Source organism: Geminicoccus roseus DSM 18922 (assembly GCF_000427665.1).
GTDB lineage: Bacteria > Pseudomonadota > Alphaproteobacteria > Geminicoccales > Geminicoccaceae > Geminicoccus > Geminicoccus roseus.
Map to the genome: position 1 here is coordinate 3,730,476 of NZ_KE386572.1, position 23,905 is coordinate 3,754,380.

The following is a 23,905-nucleotide window of genomic DNA, read 5'->3' on the forward strand; positions in this document are numbered from 1 at the left end:
CGTTCGATGCTTCCCATGTGACACGGCGCCGTTTTATCAATCGGCCCCCGTGTCCCGTCGGGACCATCCACGAAGCTTGCGCGCGCCCTCCGGGATTGAATGATGATCGTCTATGTCGCGACCTGGCCGCGCTGCGGCAACAGCGTGCTCCGCGACCTGTTCTGGCTCAACTGGGGCATCACCGTCACCGATCCCTACATGCCGGCGGCCGGCCAGGAAACGTGGCAGCGGATCATGACGGGCAAGCACGGCATCGTCATCGACCAGGACGAGCCGCAGATCTTCCGCCTGGGCCAGAAGGTCGGCCTGGTGCCGGGCTGGCTGTCCTGGCTGACCGAGGAGCGCCGCCGCGAGCTCGCCGGCCAGCCGGTCACCTACTACCTCAAGACCCATGAGCCGCCCTACGCCAGCTACCTGCCGGGCGAGACGGTGGTGCAGATGATCCGCCACCCGCTCCCCGCCTGCTGGTCCTGGCACTGCCTGAGCAAGCAGGACAAGGAGCTGGCGCCCGAGTTCGTCGCGACCCGCGGCAACGGCACGACCCTGCCGGGCTATGTCGAGTTCCACGAGCGCTGGCTGGAGGCCCGGGTGCCGCTGATCCGGGTCGCCTACGAGCATCATTTCCGCCATCCCGAGGCGACCGTGCGCACCCTCGCGGCCTATCTGCGCCTGGAACTGCAGACGCCCAAGGTCACCAGCTTCAACACGATGAACACCATGAACCCGGTGCGCTACCGGGCCGGCAAGGTCGCCGGCTGGCAGGGCACCGACGAGCAGGCGGCGGCGATCTGGGAAGCCTGCGCCCCCGTGGCGGGGCGGCTGGGCTACCGCTCGATGACCCCGGAGCCGCCCGTCCGGGGGCCGGCCCCCGGCTGAGCCGCCCGCGCGCCGGGCGGCTCAGCCGGCCGTCTGCCGGCTCAGGCCTCCTCGAGCTGCTCCTGGCGGACTTCCTCCTCCTGGGCCTCGCGCCGCACGGCGCTGGCTTCCTGCGCCAGCACCGTGCTGTAGGGGCTGCCGGTCGGGATCGCCTGCACGGGCCCGCGCTCCGCGGCGGTCGGCGCCGGGCGGCGGGTCATCCGCCAGAGAGCGAAGGCGCCGATCGCGGCATGGGCGGCCGCCAGCATCAGCGGGAAGGCGTAGACCCCGGCCTGCTCCATGATGAAGGAGGTGAGGGTCGGGCCGATCGCGGCGCCCAGCCCGTTCGCCAGCAGCAGCGCGCCGCTCACGCCCACCAGCTGGTCGGCGCGCATGAAGTCGTTGGTGTGGGCGACGCCCAAGGAATACATCGGCAGGCTCAGGCCGCCGAACAGGAAGAACAGCACCAGCACCAGCGTCTCCGCCGAGGGCTGCGCGGTCAGCACCATGGCCGAGGCCAGCGCCGCGCCGAAGCTCACCGCGGCCAGCACGATGCGCCGGTCCATCCAGTCGGACAGCCGCCCGATCGGCATCTGGAACAAAGCACCGCCGATCAGCGTCACCGCCATGAAGATTGACACGGTGCCGACCGACATGCCGAACTCGCGCGCCCAGATTGGGCCCATGGCGTAGAGCCCGCCCTGGGCGATCCCGATCCCGAAGATGGTGACCAGGCCCAGGGGCGAGAGCCGCCAGAGCTCCCGGAACCCGACATGGGTCGGCCGCGACGGCGGCGGCGCCTGGTTGTCGGCCAGCAGGATCGGGATCAGCCCCACCGAGAACAGCACCGACACGCCCACGAACAGCTGCCAGGAGTTCACCGGCGCCAGGTTCAGCAGGAAGTTGCCGCCGGCGAACCCGCCGGTCTGGATCACCATGTAGAATGAGAACAGCCCGCCCCGGGTGCGGTTGTCCGCCTTGCTGTTCAGCCAGCTCTCCGCGGTCATGTAGACCCCGCAAAGGGCCATGCCGGTCAGAAAGCGCAGCAGCGCCCAGACGATCGGGTTCACCCACAGGATGTGCGCCAGGATGATGCCCGAGGCGAGCGACGCCAGGGCGGCGAACACCCGGACATGCCCCACCGAGCCCACGAAATGCGGCACGATGAAGGGCGCCACCACCAGGCCCAGGTAATAGCTGGACATCACGATGCCGGTGCTGGACAGGGCGAACCCCTCGGCCGCCGCGCGCAGGGGCAGGAGCGTGCCCTGCAGGCCGTGCCCGAGCATCAGCACCGCCATGCCCAGCAGCAGCGACCAGGCGGATAATATCGTACGGGTCATGATCGTCCTGCGTTGATGCGCGCCGAGTCGTTGCTGGCTTGATGGCCCTGGTTTCCGATCCCTCTAGCCTTCCTTTGGGCTGTTCGGCCACGGTCATGCGTCACGGGACGCACTGGAAGCGGCCTGTTGCAGCATTTCCGGCTCATTCCCGCCGCGGCGGCATCGAGGCCGCTTCCTTCCGTGGTGCGGCGTGCTACGCCCACGGCCGGGCAGCGGCGGGGGATCACGCTTGAGTTTCCGGCTCGGGATCGACACGGGCGGCACCTATACCGACGCGGTGCTGTTCGACCCTGACAAGGGGGTGGTGCGCGCCGCCAAGGCGCTGACCACCAAGCACGACCTCACGATCGGCGTGCGCGCGGCGGTATCGGAAGCCCTGGGCGACACGCCGCCCCCGATCGGCCTGATCGGCCTGTCCACGACGCTGGCGACCAATGCCCTGGTGGAGGGCCATGGCGGGCCGGTGGCCCTGGTGCTGATCGGCTTTGGCGCCGATGCCCTGGAGCGGGCCGACCTGAAGGAGGCACTGCGCGGCGACCCGGTGCTGTTCATCGCGGGCGGGCACGACGCCAATGGCCGGGAACAGGCGCCGCTGGACGAGGCCCGGCTGCTGGAGGAGGCGGCCCGCGTGGCCCCCGGCATCGACGCCTTCGCGATCACCGGCCATTTCGCGGTGCGCAATCCCGGCCACGAGCGGCGCGCCGCCGAACTGCTGGCAACCGCCACCGGCAAGCCCGCCACCGCCTCGCACGAGCTCACCGCCCGCCTCGACGGCACCCGCCGGGCACTCACCACCCTGCTCAACGCCCGCCTGATCGGCGACATCCACCGCCTGATCGGCGGGGTGCGCGGCTTTTTGGCCGAGCGCGGCATCGACGCGCCGCTGATGGTGACCAAGGGCGACGGCTCGCTGGTCACCGCCGCCACGGCGCTGCTCCGCCCGGTGGAGACGATCCTGTCCGGGCCGGCGGCGAGCGTGGTGGGGGCGGCCCACCTGTCGCGCCTGCAGGACGTGATGGTGTCCGACATCGGCGGCACCACCACCGACATCGCCTTCCTGCGCGGCGGCCGGCCGGAACTCGACCCGAACGGGGCCAGGGTCGGCCGCTTCCGCACCATGGTGGAAGCGATCGCGGTCCATACCTCGGGCCTGGGCGGGGACAGCGAGGTCCGCCGCGACGAGCTGAAGCGCCTGGTCCTGGGCCCACGCCGCGCGGTGCCGCTCTCGCTCCTGGCGCGGCAGCACCCGGGAGTGCTGGCGGAGATGGAGGCGCAGCTGGAGCGGCCGTTCTGGCGCCCGCTGGACGGGATGTTCGCCGTGCGGATGCGCGCGTTGGACGATCCGGCCGCCCTGCCGCGCCTGCAGCGCGAGGTCTGGGAATGGCTGGCCGAGGGGCCGATGGCGCTGGACGAGATCTGCGAGCGCCGCCACGCCGCCCGCCAGCTGGAGCGCCTGGTCGACCGCGGCCTGGTCGCCCGCGCCGCCTTCACCCCGTCGGATGCCGCCCATGTCCTGGGGCTGCAGGACAATTGGGACCCGGCCGGCGCACGGCTCGGCGCCCGGCTGCGCGGCCGCTACGAATCCCTTGTCGCCAAGGACGAGCGCCTGCTGGATCCGGAGCATTTCGCGCGCCTGGTGGTGGAGCTCGCCATCCGCCAGACCGCCTGCGCGTTGCTGGGTGCGGCGTTCGCGGAGGACGGCGCCGCCGCGACCGAGACATCGGCGGTGCGGGACCTCCTGGAGCGGGCGGTCTCCGGCGACGGTGCCGGGGGCTTGGTGCGGCCACGCATGGAGCTGCGCCTGCCGGTGGTGGCGATCGGCGCGCCGGCCCGGCTGTTCTATCCCGAAGCCTGCGCGCGCCTTGCCACCGAGGCGGTGATCCCGCCCTTTGCCGAGGTCAGCAACGCGATCGGGGCGGTGGCCGGCGACGTGGTACAGCATGCGAGGGTCACGATCGGGCTGGTCGAGCAGCAGCGGATGCGGGTGCACGGCTCAAACGGCCCGTTCGACACCTTCGTCCTGGCCGAGGCGCTGGCCCATGCCCGAATCGATGCGGAGCGGCAGGCGCGGGCGCGAGCCCAGGCGGCCGGTGCGGTCGAGATCGCGGTGGTGCTGGACGAGAAGGTGACCATGGTCGACGGGATCGAAGGCGGGTCGATCTTCGTCGAGGCGGTGGTCACCGCCACCGCCTCCGGGCGCCCGGGCCTCGTGGCCTGAGCTGCCCGCTCAGCCCGGGCGGGAGCCGGTCGGCGGCGCCCGCCACCAGCGCAGGCCCGGCTCCGAGAGCATTGCCAGGAGCCCCAGCAGGCAGCCGGACAGCAGGAGGGCGGCATGGGTCGCCAGCGCCACGGTGATCGCCTCGCGGGTCGGCACGCCGGCCTGCACCGCCGCCCAGGCGAACGCCGCCTGGACCGGTCCCAGGCCGGCGATCCCCTGGAACGGCAGGGCGAAGGCCAAGTTGGCGCAGGCGCCGGCGAACACGGCCGTGGCCAGGTCCACCGGCTGGCCCAGCGCGGCGAACGCCAGCCAGGCCACCCCGGCATGGCAGGCCCATACCAGCAGCGACAAGAGCGTCACCTGGCCGAAGATGTGCCGGGCCTGGGCGCGCGCCAGCACCTCGCCGATCGAGGCCAGGACGGGGATGCGCCGCTGGACGAAACGGGCTCCGACCAGCAGCGCCAGGGGCGCCAGCAGGGCCGCGGCCGCGGCCAGGAGCGACAGCCAGCGCCAGGACGCCAAGGACGGGACGGCGAAGCTGGCCGAGACCGCCAGGAAGGCGAACAGGGTGCCGAGATCCAGGATGCGCACCGTCAGGAGCGTGCTGGTGCCGGCGGCAAGCTCGACGCCCATCAGCCGCCGCGCCAGAAGCGGGAACGCCGCCTCGCCCAGCTTGAACGGCAGGAGGAAGTTCAGCGCGATATGGACGCAGGAGATCCGGAAGCTCGCCATCAGGCCGCCCTGGCGCATCCGCTCCAGCAGCAGCACGAACCGGCCGGCCCGCGCGAACTGCAGGACCACCACCAGCGGCAGCACCAGCGCCAGGATGCGCAAATCGGCGGCGCCAAGGCCGGCCAGCACTGGCGCCAGCTGGTCGGTGGCGACCAGCCACCACAGGCTGGCCGCGGTCAGCAGCACGGCGGCCAGGGTGCCGAGGACGCGACGGTTCATTCGGGGGATGCGTCGGTCCGTGCGCGGATCAGCCGGCCGGTCTCGGCCGGGCGGGTCCGGGCGTTGATCAGCTCGGCCAGCATCCCGAACAAAACGGTCTGCACGCCGACGATCACCAGCAGCATGCCGAGTTGCAGCAGCGGCCGGTGCCCGATCAGCGCGCCGGTGAACAGCTTGAGGCAGAACAGGTAGAACAGGATCAGCGAGCCCACCGTCCCGATCGCGACCCCGGCCCCGCCGAACAGATGGCCCGGGCGCTGGTCGTAGCGGGTGATGGTCAGCACGGTCAAAAGGTCGACAGCCCCGCGCAACAGGCGCTTCAGCCCGTATTTGGACTTGCCGTGCCGGCGCGGATGGTGGGTCACCACCAGCTCGCCCACCTCGAAGCCCAACCCGTGGGCCAGCAGCGGCACGAAGCGGTGCAGCTCGCCATAAAGGCGGATGTCGGCGAACACCTCGCGGCGATAGGCCTTGAAGCCGCAGTTGAAGTCGTGCAGCGGCACGCCGGAGACCTTGGCGGTCACCTTGTTGAACAGCTTGCTGGGCCAGGTCTTGTGCGCCGGGTCGTGGCGGATCTGCTTCCAGCCCGACACCACGTCCAGGCCGGTCGCGATCGCCGCCATGAAGCGCGGCAGCTCGTCCGGGTCGTCCTGCAGGTCGGCGTCCATGGTGACGATCACCTGCGCCGAGGAGGCCCGGATGCCCAGGTCCAGTGCGGTGGCCTTGCCGAAATTGCGGCGCAGGCGCAGGCCCTGGACACAGGGCCGGGCAGCCGCCAGCCGCTCGATCGCCGCCCAGGAGCCGTCGGTGGAGCCGTCATCCACCAGGATGATCTCGCGCAGCGGCAGGTCGTGGCCGGCGCACACCGCCTCGATCCGCGCGACCAGCTCGTCCAGGGTCGCCGCCTCGTCCCGCACCGGCACGATCACCGCGAGGTCGAGCGCCGCCGGGGCCTTGGCAGGTTCCGCGGTCAGATCCGGGGCCAGACGGTAGTAGGACGTCATCGACACTCGCCGTTGGGACCGTCGAACAGAATGTATCCGACCGACTGGCGCTTGTAGCTGGCGCCTTCCAGCAGCGCGCTCACGGCTCCTCGCATGGCCGCGGCCTCCATGTCGATGCCGAGCTTGGCGACCGCGCCGCTCAGCAGCCGCTCGGGCGGCACGTAGCCGAACACGTCGGCGTTCCAGGCGAGCAGGCACTGGGCCTGGCCAACCGGCGGGCCGAACACTCCGGCGGGTGCGGTGACGTCGACCACCCGCGACGCGGCGAACCGCACCCGCAGGTTGCCGCCCAGATGCAGGTCGTCGACCACGATCGTGCCCTGCTGGAAGCCGCGCTCGCGCAGGCTCTCCGACAGCTCGGCGAACGGCGACAGGATCCGGCAGCGGCCGGGGCAGCTGTCGCCGCCCAAGAGATGCATGCCGGTGCGGATCCCGAGCGCCAGCACCACCACCAGGACCATCACGGTCAGCCAGCGGTCCACGGGCAGGTCGCGCGGATCCAGGAGTGCCGCGAACAGGATCGGCAGGGGCAGGAGCGGCACGATCATCCAGCGCTCGCTGAAATTGACCCCGCCGAAGGGGAGGATCAGCAGGGCGTGCAGCAGGAGCGCCACCAGCACATAGGTGCCGAGGATCCGGAAGGCCGGGTCGGCGCGCAGCCGGCCGCGGCGGCGCAGCAGCGCCGGAAGGAACACGATCAGCCCGAGGATCAGCCAGGGCTGCGGGAAGGCCAGCACCGCCAGGAGCAGGTCGAGCAGGCTGCCGAGCGCGCTCTTCTCGCCCCGGATCAGCACGGCGCTGCCGGCCGCCCCGATCGACTTGTGCGCCAGCAGCCACAACGCGTTGGGCAGGACGATCAGGGCGGCGACGGCCGCGGCCACCAGCGTGCCCGGATGCAGCACCGCCCGGCGCATCTCCGGCAGGATCAGCCCGGTCAGCAGGAGCGCCGCCCCGGCCATGGCGAGGTTCCACTTGCCCAGGATGCCCAGGCCCAGCACCACGCCCAGCACGACATAGTCGACCATGGCCGGCCGCCCGGCCAGGCGCGCCGCCAGCCACAGGATCACCGCCACCGCGGTGGCGAGTACCGTGGAGTGGGTCAGGTCGACCTGGGCGTACCAGCCGAAGGTGTAGATGGTGGGCAGCGCCGACACCGCGATCGCGGCCCGGGCGTCGTCGCCGAGCCAGGCCTTGGCCGCCTTCCAGAACGCGAAGCAGAGCAGGCCCAAAAAGGCGTAGCGCAGCACGGTGATGGCGACGTAGCCGGTGCCGAACACCGGCTCGATCAGCAGCAGCAGCCAGGTGAACAGGGGGGGCTGCTCGGTGCGGTAGCCCCAGGACCAGGCCTGGGCGGCCAGGGCCTGCTCGGCGTCGTCCATGCCCAGGGTCGGGCCGATCAGGAGGCGCAGGAGGGCATGCAGGGCCAGCCAGCCGACGATCACGCTGGCGATCACCGCCGGTTCGGCAAGTCGGTTCCTGAGACTGGGAGCGCTCGGAGAGGTGTTCAGGGCGTCGGGCACGGCCCGCCTTCTGGTACGAGGGACGCCCGCACCCTAGCCATGGTCCCGCGAAGAACAACCGGCTTCGTCATGTCTCAGGCGGCACCGGGCATGATGGTCATCCGAGCACCGCGGCCAGCCGTCCGGCCAGCGGGTCCAGCTCCTCCGAGCCAAGGCAGATCGGATTCACCACCAGCCGGCCGGAGCGATGCTGCTCGACATCCAGGCGGACCGACGGCGTGCCGCCCTCCAGCGCCATCACCACCGGCCAGGCCTCGCGCTCCAGGTCGAGCCGGAGCAGGGGCACCGTGCCCGGCAGGATCGTCGTGGCCATCCCGGCGATCCCCGCCAGGCGCGCCTGCAGCGCCTCGAGCAGCTGGAGCCAGCGCTGGCTGCGCTCCCGGTCGTCTTCGGCCAGGAACAGGTCGAGGGCGGTCAGCAGGCCGACGATCTGCTCCTTGCCGACCTTGCAGGGCCGGCCGATCCCATGGGGTGGCAGGCCGCGCAGCCTGGAAAGGTCGATGAAGTCGGGGTTTGGGCGGAACTGCTCCAGCCAGACGTCGAGGTCGAGCATCTGCAGTGCAGCGGCCATGATCAGGTCGCGCCGGCCGGCCAGGATGCCCGAAGCCTGCGGGCCGCCCAGCGCCTTGCCGCCGGAAAACGCCACCAGGTCGGCGCCCTCGTCGGTGAACCGGCGCAGGTTGGCGGACGGCGGCAGCTGGGCGGCCGCGTCGACGATCACCGGGACGCCGGCCGCGTGGGCGACCTCGGCCAGCTGGGCCAGGCCCGGCTGGGCCTGGGCATCGGCCACCCACAGCACCGCCGCGGTGTCCGGGCCGATCGCGTCGGCAAACTCCCAGGGCTCGGCGTCGCGCACCCCGGCCCCGGCATAGCGGTCGGGCAGGCCGACCTCGACCAGCCGCACCCCGGCGGTCCGCACCGCATGGTCGTAGAAATTGCGCTGCGAGCGGGCGACCACCACCTCGCCGGGCATGCCGGCGATCTGCGGCAACCGCGCCATCCGGCCGGGATCCAGTCCGGTCACGCAGGCCGCGGTCGCCAGCAGCAGCCCGGCCGCAGCACCGCTGGTCACCAGGCCCGCCTCCGCGCCGGTGGCCTGCGCGATCCGCCGGGACGCCGCCGCCTGCAGGTCGGCCATGTCCACGCAGCTGCCGGCGGCCTCGGCCATCGCCGCCAGCACCTCCGGCCGGATCCTTCCCCCGGACAGCCGCGTGGCCGGGCCCTTGCCGTTGATGACCGGCCGGACCCCGAGCCTGGCGTAGACCGACGTCATCGCTTGTCAGTACTGGTTGGGATTGCCCGGGACGATCGTCCCGGTGCCGCTGTCCTGCCCGTCCTTCATCCAGGTCACGGAATCGCCGTCGACCTCGGCCTGGTAGCAGGTGGCCGGCTCCTCGCCATACTTGAAGCACATCTCGTTGTCGCGGATCCGCCAGCGGCCCTCATAGTCCTTGCTGTGGATGCTGCCGTCCTCGGCGTAGAACTCGGAATAGGCGCCGGTGAGCGCCATGTCCCCCTGGACGGTGTTGCCGATCAGCGCGCTGCGGATGGCGTCGCCGTCCGCCGTCGCGGCCCGGGCGGCCGGCACGGTCAGGAGGAGACAGGCAAGGGCGGCGGACATCCTGAGCATCCAGGGCAACTCCGGTCGTGGACTTGACCTGCACAGCTAGGCCGCGGCCGGTGCCGCGGCAAGCGGGCAGCCCTGTCGCGATCGCGCACGTGATCGGGACAGGCGAGGCGAGCCTTTGCCGTTTGGATCCTCTATAGGGCTGGCATCCCTGGATGTCCGGTGCCTCGTCATGTCGATCAGCGTCTTCGACCTCTTCAAGATCGGGATCGGTCCCTCCTCCTCCCACACCGTGGGCCCGATGCGGGCCGCGCGCACCTTTGCGGAAGGCCTGGCCCGGGACGGGCTGTTGGAGCGCACCGGCTCGGTGAAGGCGGAGCTGTTCGGCTCGCTGGGCGCCACCGGCGTCGGCCATGGTTCCAACAAGGCGGTGATGCTGGGGCTGGAGGGCGAGGCGCCGGAAAGCGTCGCGGTGGAGACGGCGGCGGGCCGGGTGGCGGCGATCCGCGCGGACAAGCGCCTGAACCTGATGGGCAGCCGGGCCATCCCGTTCGAGGAGGGCGTGCACCTGGTCCTCCATCGCAAGAAGTCGCTGCCCTTCCATCCCAACGGGATGCGGTTCACCGCCCTCGACACAGCAGGCCAGCCCCTGCGCGCGGCGGTTTATTATTCGGTGGGCGGCGGCTTCGTGGTCGACGAGGCGGAGGCCGGGGCCGACCGGATCAAGCCGGACCGGACGCCCTTGCGCCACCCATTCACCACCGGCGACCGGCTGCTGGCGATCTGCGCCGAGACCGGGCTTCGGGTCAGCGACGTGATGCTGCAGAACGAGCTGGCCTGGCGCGACGAGGCGGAGATCCGCCGCCGGCTCCTGGAGATCTGGTCAGTGATGCAGGAATGCGTGCGCAACGGCTGCGCGCGCGAGGGCATCCTGCCGGGCGGGCTGAAGGTGCGCCGCCGCGCGCGCGTTTTGTACGAGAAGCTGCAGTCCGAGCCGGAGCGGGCGCTGACCGACCCGCTCACCATCATCGACTGGGTGAACCTCTACGCGCTGGCGGTGAACGAGGAGAACGCGGCGGGCGGCCGGGTGGTGACGGCGCCCACCAATGGTGCCGCCGGCATCATTCCGGCGGTGATGCACTATTATGCCCGTTTCGTGCCCAGCCGCTCCGACGACGGGATCGTCCGCTTCCTGCTGACCGCGGGCGCCATCGGCATCCTGTTCAAGGAGAACGCCTCGATCTCCGGCGCCGAGGTCGGCTGCCAGGGCGAGGTCGGCTCGGCCTGCTCGATGGCGGCGGCGGGCCTGGCCGAAGTTTTGGGCGGCTGCCCCCGCCAGGTGGAGAACGCCGCCGAGATCGCCATGGAGCACAATCTCGGTCTGACCTGCGACCCGATTGGCGGGCTGGTCCAGATCCCTTGCATCGAGCGCAACGCCATGGCCTCGGTCAAGGCGATCAACGCCGCCCGCATGGCGCTACGCGGCGACGGTGAGCATTTCGTCAGCCTGGACAAGGTGATCCGCACCATGCGCGACACCGGCGCCGACATGAAGACCAAGTACAAGGAAACCGCCCGGGGCGGGTTGGCGGTGAACGTGGTCGAGGTGCCGGTCAGCGTGGTGGACTGCTGAGGGTAGGTCTGCCCGACAACGCCGGATGCGACCGTTGGCGGGTTTGCCTGCGCGATTCCGTCCAGCCTTAACCAGATCTTCAGGACCGGATGGCATGGTCCTGCAAGGGGCTGGACGGGATCGAAGGTGACGGAACGGATCTATCTCATCGACGGCGCCAGTCGGCTGACGGAACTTCATCGCTCCGACTACAGCTCGGAAGACCTTTTCCAGAGTCTCCTGGGCGAGCACCCGGCTTTGCTGCGGCTGGCGGCAGGCCCCCTAAGGCGCACTGCTCCTGGTGAAGCGGGAGCAGGCCAGGGACACCCGGGCGCGCCGCGAGGTCACTAGTTCGGCGGGTGATTACGTTCGTTGACCCAGTTGCGCCGGGTGATCCTCGTCACGGCCTCGGCTTGACGGAATAGGCATCTCGCTGCCCATACAAGTGAGGGCAGGGGCCGCGCCCGGCGAAAAGGCGGCGCAACAGAGAGGTTGACGATGTACGGTGCTGCCCTAGCGATCATGATCATGCTGGGCCTATCGGCGTGCACCACTGCATCCCAACCAGACCGAGCGCAGTACGAGTTGCTAAGGACTAGGTTGCAGGAAGACCCGGCCCTGCGACAGGCGATGTTTCAGGATTGCACCGAACGCATGGACGCCTTCGCTCTCAAGGAGCGTGAGATGGCCGCAGCTGTTCTACAGACCGATGTGGGCACATTCCCGAGTCTCTTCTGCCGCCGGCTCCTTGATGGATTCGCGAGCGGGCGGGTCAGTATTGATGACGTCAAGGCCATGGAGCGGGGTGCCCTGGCCACCGATCCTGATGTGATGCGCCGGGTCTTGCCCGTAATGCTGGGGCAGGAGCCGCCCGGGATTTAGGCGACGATCAGGACGCCCGCCGCCGCCTGAAGTCTTCCTGCTCCGCCTCGCGGAGAATGTCCTGGGGACATCCGAGCGCGGCGGGGGGCAAATGCTCGATTATGCCGCCAACGGGATTGCCTACTGGTCGATCGAGCAGATCATCGCCGCGTTTCATGCGACCGCCCAGCGCGATGGAAAGGAGCCGGACGAACTGCTGTCATCGTTCCTGGAGGGTGCCGACCCCGAAGCCTACTGGCGGCAGGTCGAGGCCAACTTGCGGTCGGGTCGCATCCGGATGCTGTTCGTCGCCGACCGGATCCCCAAGGAACTGGCCCGGATCGTCGAGTTCCTCAACGAACAGATGCGCCCGGCCGAGGTGCTTGCCGTCGAGGTGGAGCAGTTCGTGAACGCTGCCGGTGTCCGCACCCTGGTGCCGCGGCTGGTCGGCGCCACCGAACGGGCCCGTACCGCTAAGGCGGTTGGCGGTCCGCGGAGCCTGCCGTCCGAGGCCGAGTGGCTGGATGAGCTGGAAGGCAGCTTCGGCAGCCGGTCGCGCCAGGGCGCGGAGCGTGCCATCGCCTGGTTCCGTGCCGGGCAGTGCGAGGTGGGTCCGACCGATACCGGCGATTCGATGGTCGCCCGTCTCCTTAGGACCGACGGCAAGCCGACCTGGCCGTTCTTCCTCCGCAAGAGCACGGGACGGCTGGAGATCTCGTTCCAGCGGCTGGCGAGCGTGCCCCAGTTCCGGGACGAGGAGGTCCGGCAGGAACTGCTGGCCAGGTTCGCGCTTCTGCCCACGCAGACCTTCACCACCGGCAAGACGACCGGCTGGCCGGCCCTGGCGCTGGAAGACCTGCTGGACGACGATCTCTGGCATGCCTTCACCGACCTGGCCGTGGAAATCCTCGCCGGCATCGGCGGCGGCCGGACAGGTCGCGGCGCGGGGTAAGGCCAGGGGGGCGACGGGCAGCCGGACGGTTGGCCTGAACAAGGATCCGGCCGCGCCTCGGCCATTTCAGATGAATGGCCCGGTCTGTTCGTGCTATGCTCCCTGCATGGCGCGCCAAGACGCCAACACCGGATGAGACGCCCGGATCGGCCTGTTGTCGGGCCGGCGGCGGTGGTGCCGCGCGCCACCGCCGTCTCGACGGCCAGAATGGCTTGTGTACAATCTCCCGCATGAACGACGAAGCCTCGCCCGTGGAGCGCGTCCGGCAGCTGCTGGGCCCGGATCACCCCGTGATCGAGTTCGATGCCAGCACGGCGACCTCCGCCGAGGCGGCGCAGGCGATCGGCTGCGACGTGGCGCAGATCGCCAAGTCGCTGATCTTCAAGAGCCGGAGCGGCCGGCCGGTGCTGGTGGTGGCGTCCGGGGCGAACCGGGTCGACGAGAAGAAGGTCGGCGCGATCCTGGGCGAGAAGGTCGGCCGGGCCGACCCGGACTTCGTGCTGGCCGCCACCGGCTATCCGGTGGGCGGCGTGGCGCCGGTGGGCCACCTCCAGGCCGTGGTTGTCCTGCTCGACGCGGACCTGCAGGGCTTTGCCGAGATCTGGGCGGCGGCAGGGGCGCCCAACGCCGTGTTCCGGCTGACCCCGGCCGGGCTGGCCCGCCTGACCGGCGGCCGGTTCGCCGAGGTGGCGCGCCGCTGAGCGGGCCTCGCCGGCGTCCCGGCCGGGGCGAACCCGGGGGATCAGGCCAAAACGATCAGGGTTTGCGGCGTTGGCTCCAGCGGCACGAACTCCACTGTCCCGAACCCGGCCTTGTGAGCCATGTCGGCGAATTCCGCCCGGGTATGGGCCTGGCCGGCCGGGGTGTTGTTCAGCATCAGGTAGCTGAACAGGCCGGCAAACGGCGGCGTCACCCGGTCCTCCCCGGCCACGAACTCCGGGAGAAGCGCCCGTCCGCCCGGCGCCAGCGCCGCCTTCGCCTTCTCCAGCAGGCGGATGCAGGCCGGCGCATCGAAGTGATGCAGGAGATGCGCCATCATCACGAGGTCGAAGGAATCGCCGAACGGCACCTCGAACGCGTCGCCGGGCAGCGTCCGGTAGCGCTCGGAAAGGCCAGCCTCGGCGGCGTTGCGGCGGGCGACGTCCAGAACCGGTGCGCCGTCGATGGCGGTCACCACCGCGCCTGGCGCCTGCCGGGCAAGGGCGATGCCCCACATCCCGTGGCCGGCCGCCACATCGAGGATCGCCGCCGGCTTCAGGTTCCAGCCTGCCACGATCCCGGCGGTCATCGCGGCCGCCGGGCCCATGAACGGCACCATGCTCTCGGCGAAGCGGACCCAGAGCGGGTTGTCGGGCGTGGCGGTGGCGCGGCCGTCCGCACCGCCCCGGCGGACATTGCCGGCCGGATCGGTCAGCGAGAGGGCGGTCATCTCCGGGGCGGCCAGGAACCCGGTCACCGAGCCCAGGAACATCGGCGAGCGCCGGTCGAGGAACGCCGCCGAAGGCTCGGCAAGCCCGTAGCTCTCCCCGTCCTTGGTGAGCAGGCCCAGCACGACCAGGTAGTCGGCCAGCGCCCGAATGCCGCGCTCCGACGCCTGCGTGCGCGCGGCCAGCGCCGGGATGGTCTGAGCTCCGGCGCCGATTTCCGTGAACAGGTCGAGCTCGACCGCGGCGGACACCGCCGCGGTCTTGGTGAAGCCGAGGATCGCGTCGATCACCAGATCGGGTGAGGCAGGCATGGTCGCACGCTCCACGAATATAGTTGTGGCCGATCTGGACGCTGCTCCATCGCAGGATGCCGGTCAACGGCCAGGGCCATGGCTTGCGGGCGCGGCGCAAGCCCGGCACTGATCGGGGCAACCACAGGGAGGCGAGGGCGGTGCCGGTGGATCTGGGCGAGTTCGACTATGTCATCATCGGCGCCGGTTCGGCCGGCTGCGCGCTTGCCAACCGGCTGTCCGCCGACCCGTCGGCCCGGGTCTGCCTGCTGGAGGCGGGCGGCCAGGACAACTGGATCTGGATCCACATCCCGATCGGCTATCTCTACACCCAGGGCCATCCGCGCACCGACTGGTGCCTGAAGACCGAGGCGGAGCCGGGCCTGAACGGCCGCGTCCTGAACTATCCGCGCGGCAAGGTGCTGGGCGGCTGCTCGGCGATCAACGGCATGATCTACATGCGCGGCCAGGCGGCCGACTACGACCACTGGCGCCAGCTGGGCAATCCCGGCTGGGGCTGGGACGAGGTGCTGCCCCTGTTCAAGCGCTCCGAGGACCATGTCGACGGCGCTTCCGAGGCGCATGGGGCCGGCGGCGAGTGGCGGGTCGAGAACCAGCGGCTGTCCTGGCCGATCCTGGACGCGTTCCGCGAGGCCTGCGCCCAGGTCGGCATCCCCCCGACCGACGACTTCAACAAAGGCGACAACGACGGCTGCGGCTATTTCCAGGTCAACCAGAAGAAGGGCGTGCGCTGGACCAGCGCCAAGGCGTTCCTGCGCCCGGTCAAGGCGCGGCAAAACCTGAGCGTGGTCACCCAGGCGGAGGCGCGCTCCTTGCTGTTCTCCGGCCGGCGCTGCATCGGGGTGGCGCTGGTCGACGGGCGCACCGTGCGGGCGCGCCGCGAGGTGATCTCCTGTGCCGGCGCCGTGATGAGCCCGCTTCTCCTGCAGCGCTCCGGGATCGGCCCCGCACCCCTGCTCAAGGAGCTCGGCATCGACGTCCGCCACGACCTGCCGGGCGTCGGCCGCAACCTCCAGGACCATCTGCAGATCCGGCTGGTCTACGGGGTGAGGGGGATCGGCACGCTCAACGAGCGGGTCGGCTCGATGCTGGGCAAGGGCCGGATGGGCCTGGAGTACCTCCTGTTCCGCAAGGGCCCGCTCACCATGGCGCCCTCGCAGCTGGGCGCCTTCACCCGCACCGACCCGCGCTACGCCACCCCGAACATCGAGTACCATGTCCAGCCTTTGTCCCTGGACAAGTTCGGCGACCCGCTCCACCCCTATCCGGCCTTCACCGCCTCGGTCTGCAACGTCCGCCCGACCAGCCGCGGCGAGATCCGCCTGAGGAGCCCGGACCCCTCCGTGCCGCCGGCGATCGCGCCGAACTACCTGTCCACCGACGAGGACCGCCAGGTCGCCGCCGATTCGATCCGGGTGACCCGGCGGATCTGCGCCGCCCCGGCCCTGGCCCGCTACGTGACCGCCGAGCTTAGGCCAGGCCCCGCCGCCCAGGACGAGGCCGAGCTGGTGCGGGCCGCGGGCGATCTGGGCACCACGATCTTCCACCCGGCCGGCAGCTGCAGGATGGGCCCGGATTCGGATATGGGTGCGGTCGTTTCGCCGACGCTGCGGGTGCACGGCGTGGATGGCCTGCGCATCGCCGACGCCTCGATCATGCCCACCATCACGTCTGGCAACACCAACAGCCCGAGCATCATGATCGCCGAGAAGGCCGCGGAGATGATCCTTGCCCGCTGATCCGGCGCTGCTGGTCCGGGACGAGCGCCCAGGGGACCAGGCACCGCTTCGGGCCCTGGTCACGGCCGCCTTCACCGGGCACCCGCACAGCGACGGCAGCGAGCCCGGGATCGTCGACGCCTTGCGCGCCGACGGGGCGCTGGCCATCTCGCTGGTCGCCGAGCTTGGGGGCGACATGGTGGGGCAGGCCGCCTTCTCTCCGGTGCGGATCGGCGACGGCAGCACCGGCTGGTACGGGCTGGGCCCGGTCGCGGTGGCCCCGGAGCGGCAGGGGCAGGGGATCGGCAGCGCCCTGATCGAGGAGGGGCTGCGCCGGCTGCGCGCCCAGGGTGCTTCCGGCTGCGTGGTGCTGGGCGAGCCCGGCTACTACCGGCGCTTCGGGTTCGCCCAGGATCCGGCCCTGACCCTGGAAGGGCCGCCGGCCGAGTACTTCCTGGCGCTGCGCTTCCAGCCGACGCCGGCTCAGGGCGCCGTGGCCTATCATGCCGCTTTCGGTGGCCCGGAATAAACTATCGTAAGAATAGGGGGCGCTTTTCCCGAAAGTTTCCGGATCCGGGCTGCAAGCCTGTTGCAGGAAGGCGGCAGTCTGCTCCACTTGTCCCAGGCGGTTCACGGGACATGTCATGCTGACAGCAGTTGCCTTCCTGGCCGGACTGGCCCTCGCGGGCTACGGCGTCGCCCGGTGGTTTCGCGAGCGCGAGGATGCGCTCCTGGCCGAGATCGGCGCCCATTACGAGCGCCGCCAGCAGCTGATGATGGGCCGGATCGAGGAAGGCGACCAGGCGCTGCTCGCCGCCTATGCCGATCTGGACCGGCTGGAGCAGCAGAAGAGCCTGGTCGACCTGCGGCTGGCCGAGGCGCGCGCCGAGCTGGACGCCGCCCTGGCTGCCAGGTCGGCGGCCGAGCAGGCGCTGGAGCGCCGGCAGGCGGCGCTGGCGACCGCGGAGGTCCAGCTCGAGCTCGCGCGCCGGCAGGCGGAGGCCCATGGGGAGGCTCAGGGGGAAACGGTGCCGAGCGCGGCGTTCGCCTACCCGCCCGAAGCCGTCGGCCGCCATGAGATGGCATGCAGCAACTGAGGATGGGCATCCACGGGCCCGGCGATTGGCGGCAATCGGGTTGTACCTACATCTGATTGAACATGAACTATGGTTAATGTGCGGGATTTCGCCCCCTTGCCATTCGGGCGCCCCTGCGCGAATCTCAGCCTGACCCATCTGTACCGACAAACGCCTCGATCATCCCCTCTCGCGGCCTCGACAGCGAGCAGGACCGGGCTGGAGCCAGCACCTTGAAGCAATCCATCCAGACGCTGCGCGGCCTGGCATGTATCTTTCTGGTCGCCTATCACACGATCGGCAGCGCTCCCGATCGTGGCCTGATGATGGGCGACGGGACGGTGTTCCGTCACTTGGCGGAATCGTTCGTCTACCTGCGCATGCCGCTGTTCGCCTTCGTCGCGGGACTTGTCTACACCTTCCGCAGTGTATCACCCGGCCAACATGTCGGCGGGTTCATGTTGGGCAAGGCGCGGCGCCTGCTGATTCCGTTGCTGGTGGTCGGCTCCTGCCAGTTCATTGTTTCCGGTCTCTCGAAAGGCATGGACCCGGCCCAGCTGGCCGAGATCGCCTGGCTGCCGATCTTCCCCTACGAGCATTTCTGGTTCCTGCAGGCGGCCTTCCTGCTGTTCGCGCTGATCGCCGTGCTGGACAGTTTCGGGCTGCTGGTGAAGCGCGCCGCCCTGGTAGGCGCCCTGGTGTTCGCCGCGGTGCTGGCCGCCACCGACATCGTCACCACCGAGTTCTTCTCGCTCCGGGGCGCCATCTACCTGCTGCCGTTCTTCCTGCTGGGCGTGTATTTCGGCCGGTTCGGCGACCCGCTGGCCCGCCCGGGCGGCGTGCCGATCGCCTGGGCGCTGGTCGCCATCGGCGTGGTGGTCACCCAGGCGGGGCTGCTGGGCTACATGGACGGCCCGGTGCCGCGGGAGGCCGCGATCGGGCTCCTGTTCGGCGCGGCGTTCTGCATGCTGATCATGCGCACCGGCTGGACCAATGGCGGGCTGGAGTTCCTCGGCAAGTACTCCTACGCGATCTACCTGTTCCACATGTTCGGGGTGGCCGGGCTGCGCATGGTCCTGCCCAAGCTCGGCATCACCGACCCCTATCTGATGTTCGTCATCATGCTGGCGGCGGGGCTGGGCCTGCCGATCCTGGTGGAGATGGTGGCCGGCCGCTTCAACCTGACCCGGATGCTGCTGCTCGGGCAGAAGCCGCTGCGGCCTGCCCAGGAGCCCCGGCCGGCGGCGGCGATGCTCCAGGAGCGTACCGACAGCGGCGTCGGCGAGAAGCGGTTCGCGGCGCGCTGAGCGCCTCGGAGCCTCAGCCCGCCTCGGCCACGATCCGCGCCGCGAACGCCTTCAGGAAGGCGACCCGCTCGGCGGCGATCGCCCGGGCGGGCGCGGTGTGCAGCGTCTCGGCGATCCGGTAGAGCTTGACCGGCAGGTGGTCGAGGGCGAACGCCCGGTCGTCCAGCTCCCGGTGCTGCCCCAGCGGATCGGCCGGATCGAACAGCTGCGCATCCATCCGGCCGGCGGTGTAGAAGCACCGGGCCAGCCCGATCGCCCCAAGGGCGTCCATCCGGTCGGCGTCCTGCAGCACCTTGGCCTCGATGGTTTGGCAGGGAACGCCCGCCGAGAAGCTGTGGGCCAGGATGGCGTGGTGCACCGCCGCCAGCCGCTCCTCGGGAAAGCCGTGCCGGCGCAGCTTCGCCACCGCCTCGTCCGCCGAGCGGGCCGACGCCCGGGCGCGGTCGGGGTCGGATTTCGGCAGGCTCACCAGGTCGTGCAGCCAGGCCGCCGCGCAAAGCACCAGGGGATCGCAGGGATGCCCCAGCTCGCGATCGATCCGCGCCGCCATCCGCACCACCCGGCCGACATGGGCCAGGTCATGGGCGCCGTCGCCGTCGCCGTCGTCCTGCGCCTGCAGGATCAGGCGTGCCTGTTCTTCCACCCGGGCGGGCGTGTCGAGGATCATGACGAATTCCTGGAGGGGAGGGGCCTGGACGGGCAGCGTTGCCGCCAGGGCCGCATGGTGCACTCGGGTCTGCCCCCCGTCCATGGCGGGTATCAGGGGATGACTGTGCGGGCTGTCGAAAACGATCGCAGACGACTTCAAGTTGAACAGCCCGCTCCGCCCACGCCGTTCCTGCCGCCGAACATGACAAGTATGTCATCTCCTGCCATTGCGCAAATGATCGAGATGCAACACCAGGGGAGGCCGCCTTAGAGCTTCACCAGTGCTGGAGCCGCCGGCACGGCACGTTTGGGCCGTTCGGGGCGCGGCATTCGGCAACTCGACTGGCCCTGCGATTACTTCGATATTGCTAGCGATATATAAGAAGAGAATCGAACCTGTCGCAGCCCGCTCTAGAAGAGTTGCTTGCTGGACTTGGGATCCGGCAATCCCGGTCACTATAGACCCGTGCGACGAGCTGCCGCATCCGGAGCCGGCTCCGGGCTGGCCGACCCGCTTTCCCAGCGCTGGCGCGGCTTTGCCGGGTCCACCGTGGTACAGAGGGCACGGCTTGTTGCATCGGCTCCGTTTTTGCCGTTGTCATGGGTGCGAAGATGGATTAGCTGTCACGTCGGCGGCGCTGCGGACGTGCATTCCCCCCCAGGACACCAGGCAGAGCCGAAAGTTTCTCCCCCAGAGAGTAAAGAGGGCGGTCTTCCAGGGCCGCCCTCTTTTCTTTTGGGGCAAATGGTGCGGCATCGGCAGAACCACCACCAAAAGAAAGCGGCCCCGTTGCGGGGGGCCGCTCCTACCGAACCGAAAAGCCCGGTCGAACCGAAAGATCGGGCGATTACTTGTTCATCCGGTTCGCCACCAGGTCATCCACCACCGACGGGTCGGCCAGCGTGCTGGTGTCGCCCAGCTGGCCATAGTCGTTGGCCGCGATCTTGCGCAGGATCCGCCGCATGATCTTGCCCGAGCGGGTCTTGGGCAGGCCCGGCGCCCACTGGATGAAGTCCGGGGTGGCGATCGGGCCGATCTCCTTGCGCACCCACTTCACGAGGTCCGCACGCAGCGCGTCGGACGGCTCGATGTCCTTTTGCAGGGTGACGTAGCAGTAGATGCCCTGGCCCTTGATGTCGTGCGGGAAGCCCACCACCGCGCTCTCGGCCACCGCGGGATGGGCCACCAGCGCGCTCTCCACTTCCGCCGTGCCCATCCGGTGCCCGGACACGTTCAGCACGTCGTCGACCCGGCCGGTGATCCACCAGTAGCCGTCCTCGTCGCAGCGGGCGCCGTCGCCGGTGAAGTACATGCCCTTGAAGGTGGAGAAATAGGTCTGCACGAACCGCTCATGGTCGCCATAGACCGTGCGCATCTGGCCGGGCCAGCTGTCCAGGATCACCAGGTTGCCTTCCCCGGCACCCTCGATCCGCTTGCCCTCGTTGTCCACCAGGGCCGGCCGCACGCCGAAGAACGGCCGGGTCGCCGAGCCCGGCTTCAGCACGGTGGCGCCGGGCAAAGGCGAGATCAGGATCCCGCCGGTCTCGGTCTGCCACCAGGTGTCGACGATCGGGCAGCGGCCGTCGCCGACCACCCGGTGATACCAGAGCCAGGCTTCGGGATTGATCGGCTCGCCCACCGAGCCCAGCAGGCGCAAGGACGCCCGCGAGGTCCGCTTCACCGGATCGTCGCCCTGCTGCATCAGCGCGCGGATCGCGGTGGGGGCGGTATAGAAGATCGTGACGTGGTGCTTGTCGATCACCTCCCAGAACCGCGACACGTTCGGATAGTTCGGCACGCCCTCGAACATCAGGGTCGTGGCGGCGTTGGAGAGCGGGCCGTAGAGGATGTAGCTGTGCCCGGTCACCCAGCCGACATCGGCGGTGCACCAGTAGACGTCGCCGTCCTGGTAGTCGAAGACGTATTTGTGGGTCACCGAGGCATAGACCAGGTACCCGCCGGTGGTGTGCAGCACGCCCTTGGGCTTCCCGGTGGAGCCCGAGGTGTAGAGGATGAACAGCGGGTCTTCCGCGTTCATCGGCTCGCAGGCGCATTCCGGGCTGGCCTCGCGGGCCTCGGCGGATGCGTCGAAGTCGCGACCCTCCTTCATGTCGACCGCGATGCCGGTGTGCCGGAACATCAGCACCCGCACGTCGTCCTGGCACTTCTTCAGGGCCTCGTCGACATTGCCCTTGAGCAGCACCGGCTTGCCGCCGCGCAGGCCGCCATCGGCGGTCACCACCAGCTTGCTCTGGCAGTCGTTGATCCGGTCGGCCAGGGCGTCCGGCGAGAACCCGCCGAACACCACCGAGTGCACCGCGCCGATCCGGGCACAGGCCAGCATGGTGTAGGCCGCTTCCGGGATCATCGGCATGTAGATGGTGACCCGGTCGCCCTTCTGGACGCCGTGCGCCTTGAGCACGTTGGCGATCCGGCAGACCCGGTCCAGGAGCTCGCGGTAGGTGACCTTGCGGTCATGCTCGGGATTGTCGGCTTCCCAGATGATCGCCACGCGGTTGGCGTGCCTGGGCAGGTGCCGGTCGATGCAGTTGTAGGCGACGTTGAGCTCGCCGTCCTCGTACCACTTGATCGAGACGTCGCCCTCGAACGAGGTGTTCTTCACCCGGGTGAAGGGCTTGCTCCAGTGGATGCGCTGGCCGATCTCGCCCCAGAACGCCTCCGGCTCCTCGACCGAGCGCGCATACATGGTGCGGTAGGTCAGATCGTCGAGCAACGCCGTCTTCGCGAACGAAGCGGAAACCGGAATCAGTTCGGACATCGAAAACCACCTTCTTGGTGCCCAGCGGCCCGGGCCCCCGCACGTGGCGAGCCTCCCGGACCGGAGTCGGCGACGCGGTCGCCGGCCTCCCTTTCGGCAAGTCTCGCGCCTGCTGGCCCTTGGTGCAACCGCGATGCGTCCGGGCAGGGCAGGCAGGCGGGCCGATCTCGGAACTATCCACGTATTCCCCATACTTCTCCACAGTCCAGGAACGGCCCGAACCGGCTTGGGCAAGCTGTGGGGCGGGGGCATCAAGGTCGGGCACAGAACCAGCGCCCGGAACCTTCCGGGAACGGCGGTCAGGAAACCTTGTCGAGCCAGTCGACGACTGTGGGGGTGATGCGCTCGACCATGATCTCGATACCTTGGGCGGTGGGATGAATACCATCGCTCTGGTTGAGAGCCTGCTCGCCGGCCACCCCATCCAGGAAGAACGGGTAGAGCGGCACGTCGTGGCGGGCCGCAACCTGCCGGTAAACCTCGGCAAACGATTTTCCGTAGGCTGCGCCGAGATTGGGCGGCGCCAGCATTCCGGCCAGCAATACTGGCACGCCGGCGTCCTGGGCCTTGCCGACGATCGCGTCGAGATTGCGTTCGAGCTGGTCGGTCGGCAGCGCGCGCAGGGCGTCGTTGGCGCCCAGCGCCACGATCATGTGGGTCGGGCGGTCGCCCAGCACCCAGTCGACCCGGCTGAGCCCGCCGGCCGAGGTGTCGCCGGACACCCCGGCGTCGATCACGCTGCAGTCACGGCCTTGGGAACGTAACGCCTGTTCGAGACGGGCGGGAAATCCTTCGTTTACCGACAGCCCATAGGCTGCTGTCAGGGAATCGCCGAGCACAGCGATGCGGCAGGCCGGATCGGCCGCCACCGCAGGAGCGCTGGCCGTGGCCGCCATGGCGGCCACGGCCCCACCCAGCAGGGTCCGCCTTACCGTTGCGACCATCTTGCTGAGGGTGGAGAGGTTGTCGCCATGGTGGGGGCCGGCCATGTTCCCATGAACTGCGTGGTGTGAGGATCGGATGATCAATCTCGTGGACCTCCGTCTCGAGCTGAGGGGTGCCGCCGGGCGGGTATCGATCCTCAAGGGCGTCGACCTGCATATCCCGGCCGGGGCTGCGGTAAGCGTGGTCGGTCCGTCCGGTTCCGGCAAGTCGAGCCTGATCGCGGTGATCGCCGGGATCGAGCGGCCGAGCGGTGGCCAGGCGATCGTGGACGGAACCGACATCGCGACCCTGGACGAGGATGGCCTGGCCCGGTTCCGCCGCGGCCGCCTCTCGATCCTGTTCCAGTCCTTCCACCTGATCCCGACCCTGTCGGCGCTGGAGAACGTCGCAGTGCCGCTGGAGCTGATGGGCCAGCGCGACGCGCTGGACCGCGCGGCCGCGGCCCTGGAGGAGGTCGGCCTGGGCCACCGGATCGACCATTATCCCGGGCAGATGTCCGGCGGCGAGCAGCAGCGCACCGCACTGGCCCGTGCGCTGGTCACCGAGCCGTCGATCCTGCTGGCCGACGAGCCCACCGGCAACCTCGACCGCGCCAACGGCGCCCATGTCATGGAACTGCTGTTCGACCTGCGCAAGAAGCGCGGCAGCACCCTGCTGCTGGTCACCCACGACCCGGCCCTGGCCGAGGCCTGCGACTGGATCTGCCGGATGGAGGACGGCCGCCTGGTGTCGCCGCCCGAGACGGTGGCGAACGATGCCCAGGCACGGGCGCGGGTGCCGGCATGAGCGGTCCCGGCATGACGGATTCGG

The 23,905-nt window shown here is 69.9% G+C and carries 21 protein-coding genes; 11 read left to right on the top strand and 10 right to left on the bottom strand.

Features of this window, described 5'->3' with window-relative positions:
• Nucleotides 1-99: 99 nt before the first annotated feature.
• On the top strand, nucleotides 100-876 hold the full coding sequence (locus tag GEMRO_RS0118600; protein ID WP_027135209.1) for a sulfotransferase family protein: 777 nt from the start codon (nucleotides 100-102) through the stop codon (nucleotides 874-876).
• 41 nt (nucleotides 877-917) lie between these two features.
• Here GEMRO_RS0118600 and GEMRO_RS0118605 read toward each other — a convergent pair whose 3' ends face one another.
• The gene (locus tag GEMRO_RS0118605; protein ID WP_027135210.1) at nucleotides 918-2,198 is read right to left on the bottom strand and encodes an MFS transporter; all 1,281 of its coding nucleotides are present in this window, start codon (nucleotides 2,196-2,198) and stop codon (nucleotides 918-920) included.
• Between the two features lie 229 nt (nucleotides 2,199-2,427).
• On the opposite strand from GEMRO_RS0118605, the gene GEMRO_RS0118610 reads away from it, so the two are divergent.
• Nucleotides 2,428-4,416: a hydantoinase/oxoprolinase N-terminal domain-containing protein gene (locus GEMRO_RS0118610; protein WP_027135211.1), complete on the top strand. Its 1,989-nt coding sequence runs from the start codon at nucleotides 2,428-2,430 to the stop codon at nucleotides 4,414-4,416.
• Between the two features lie 9 nt (nucleotides 4,417-4,425).
• Here the strand turns inward: GEMRO_RS0118610 and GEMRO_RS0118615 are convergent, their stop codons facing one another.
• The 5 genes from GEMRO_RS0118615 to GEMRO_RS0118635 all read right to left on the bottom strand — a co-directional run bounded on the left by GEMRO_RS0118615 (nucleotide 4,426) and on the right by GEMRO_RS0118635 (nucleotide 9,512).
• Nucleotides 4,426-5,367: a lysylphosphatidylglycerol synthase transmembrane domain-containing protein gene (locus GEMRO_RS0118615; protein WP_027135212.1), complete on the bottom strand. Its 942-nt coding sequence runs from the start codon at nucleotides 5,365-5,367 to the stop codon at nucleotides 4,426-4,428.
• The gene (locus GEMRO_RS0118620; protein ID WP_084507182.1) at nucleotides 5,364-6,371 is read right to left on the bottom strand and encodes a glycosyltransferase family 2 protein; all 1,008 of its coding nucleotides are present in this window, start codon (nucleotides 6,369-6,371) and stop codon (nucleotides 5,364-5,366) included. Before GEMRO_RS0118620 ends, GEMRO_RS0118615 begins: the two co-directional genes overlap by 4 nt.
• Nucleotides 6,368-7,891 (bottom strand): glycosyltransferase family 39 protein, encoded by a 1,524-nt coding sequence (locus GEMRO_RS0118625; protein WP_157505643.1) that lies wholly within the window; start codon nucleotides 7,889-7,891, stop codon nucleotides 6,368-6,370. The genes GEMRO_RS0118620 and GEMRO_RS0118625 overlap by 4 nt, the downstream gene beginning before the upstream one ends.
• A gap of 97 nt (nucleotides 7,892-7,988) precedes the next feature.
• Nucleotides 7,989-9,164 (bottom strand): aminotransferase class V-fold PLP-dependent enzyme, encoded by a 1,176-nt coding sequence (locus GEMRO_RS0118630; RefSeq protein ID WP_027135215.1) that lies wholly within the window; start codon nucleotides 9,162-9,164, stop codon nucleotides 7,989-7,991.
• 6 nt (nucleotides 9,165-9,170) lie between these two features.
• Nucleotides 9,171-9,512, bottom strand: a complete 342-nt coding sequence (locus tag GEMRO_RS0118635) for a hypothetical protein (RefSeq protein ID WP_027135216.1) — start codon at nucleotides 9,510-9,512, stop codon at nucleotides 9,171-9,173.
• A 178-nt stretch (nucleotides 9,513-9,690) separates the two neighbouring features.
• Between GEMRO_RS0118635 and GEMRO_RS0118640 the strand changes: the two genes are divergently transcribed.
• The 4 genes from GEMRO_RS0118640 to GEMRO_RS0118655 all read left to right on the top strand — a co-directional run bounded on the left by GEMRO_RS0118640 (nucleotide 9,691) and on the right by GEMRO_RS0118655 (nucleotide 13,584).
• Nucleotides 9,691-11,091, top strand: coding sequence for an L-serine ammonia-lyase (locus GEMRO_RS0118640; protein WP_027135217.1), 1,401 nt, complete (start codon nucleotides 9,691-9,693; stop codon nucleotides 11,089-11,091).
• 579 nt (nucleotides 11,092-11,670) lie between these two features.
• Nucleotides 11,671-11,952, top strand: coding sequence for a hypothetical protein (locus GEMRO_RS0118645; RefSeq protein ID WP_157505645.1), 282 nt, complete (start codon nucleotides 11,671-11,673; stop codon nucleotides 11,950-11,952).
• A 91-nt stretch (nucleotides 11,953-12,043) separates the two neighbouring features.
• The gene (locus tag GEMRO_RS30490) at nucleotides 12,044-12,883 is read left to right on the top strand and encodes a hypothetical protein (RefSeq protein ID WP_051329226.1); all 840 of its coding nucleotides are present in this window, start codon (nucleotides 12,044-12,046) and stop codon (nucleotides 12,881-12,883) included.
• Nucleotides 12,884-13,113: 230 nt separating this feature from the next.
• Nucleotides 13,114-13,584, top strand: a complete 471-nt coding sequence (locus tag GEMRO_RS0118655; RefSeq protein WP_035485589.1) for a YbaK/EbsC family protein — start codon at nucleotides 13,114-13,116, stop codon at nucleotides 13,582-13,584.
• A 41-nt stretch (nucleotides 13,585-13,625) separates the two neighbouring features.
• On the opposite strand, the gene GEMRO_RS0118660 is transcribed toward GEMRO_RS0118655, so the two are convergent.
• Nucleotides 13,626-14,621, bottom strand: a complete 996-nt coding sequence (locus GEMRO_RS0118660; RefSeq protein ID WP_035485593.1) for a class I SAM-dependent methyltransferase — start codon at nucleotides 14,619-14,621, stop codon at nucleotides 13,626-13,628.
• Between the two features lie 140 nt (nucleotides 14,622-14,761).
• Between GEMRO_RS0118660 and GEMRO_RS0118665 the strand changes: the two genes are divergently transcribed.
• The 4 genes from GEMRO_RS0118665 to GEMRO_RS0118680 all read left to right on the top strand — a co-directional run bounded on the left by GEMRO_RS0118665 (nucleotide 14,762) and on the right by GEMRO_RS0118680 (nucleotide 18,722).
• Entirely contained in the window at nucleotides 14,762-16,360 is a 1,599-nt protein-coding gene (locus GEMRO_RS0118665) for a GMC family oxidoreductase (protein ID WP_027135221.1), read from the top strand.
• Complete coding sequence (locus GEMRO_RS0118670; RefSeq protein ID WP_205625024.1) at nucleotides 16,350-16,868, top strand: GNAT family N-acetyltransferase; 519 nt, start codon at nucleotides 16,350-16,352, stop codon at nucleotides 16,866-16,868. The genes GEMRO_RS0118665 and GEMRO_RS0118670 overlap by 11 nt, the downstream gene beginning before the upstream one ends.
• A 115-nt stretch (nucleotides 16,869-16,983) precedes the next feature.
• A complete protein-coding gene (locus GEMRO_RS0118675; protein ID WP_027135223.1) occupies nucleotides 16,984-17,436 on the top strand; it encodes a hypothetical protein in 453 nt (150 codons plus the stop codon).
• Nucleotides 17,437-17,648: 212 nt separating this feature from the next.
• Entirely contained in the window at nucleotides 17,649-18,722 is a 1,074-nt protein-coding gene (locus tag GEMRO_RS0118680) for an acyltransferase family protein (RefSeq protein WP_027135224.1), read from the top strand.
• 13 nt (nucleotides 18,723-18,735) lie between these two features.
• Here GEMRO_RS0118680 and GEMRO_RS0118685 read toward each other — a convergent pair whose 3' ends face one another.
• The 3 genes from GEMRO_RS0118685 to GEMRO_RS30495 form a co-directional block, all read right to left on the bottom strand.
• Entirely contained in the window at nucleotides 18,736-19,389 is a 654-nt protein-coding gene (locus GEMRO_RS0118685; protein ID WP_051329654.1) for an HD domain-containing protein, read from the bottom strand.
• 829 nt (nucleotides 19,390-20,218) lie between these two features.
• Nucleotides 20,219-22,150 (bottom strand): acetate--CoA ligase, encoded by a 1,932-nt coding sequence (gene acs / locus GEMRO_RS0118690; protein ID WP_027135226.1) that lies wholly within the window; start codon nucleotides 22,148-22,150, stop codon nucleotides 20,219-20,221.
• A 299-nt stretch (nucleotides 22,151-22,449) separates the two neighbouring features.
• A complete protein-coding gene (locus tag GEMRO_RS30495) occupies nucleotides 22,450-23,139 on the bottom strand; it encodes an arylesterase (protein ID WP_240476717.1) in 690 nt (229 codons plus the stop codon).
• A gap of 31 nt (nucleotides 23,140-23,170) precedes the next feature.
• Between GEMRO_RS30495 and GEMRO_RS30500 the strand changes: the two genes are divergently transcribed.
• Nucleotides 23,171-23,881, top strand: coding sequence for an ABC transporter ATP-binding protein (locus tag GEMRO_RS30500; protein WP_035485595.1), 711 nt, complete (start codon nucleotides 23,171-23,173; stop codon nucleotides 23,879-23,881).
• Nucleotides 23,882-23,905: the final 24 nt, after the last annotated feature.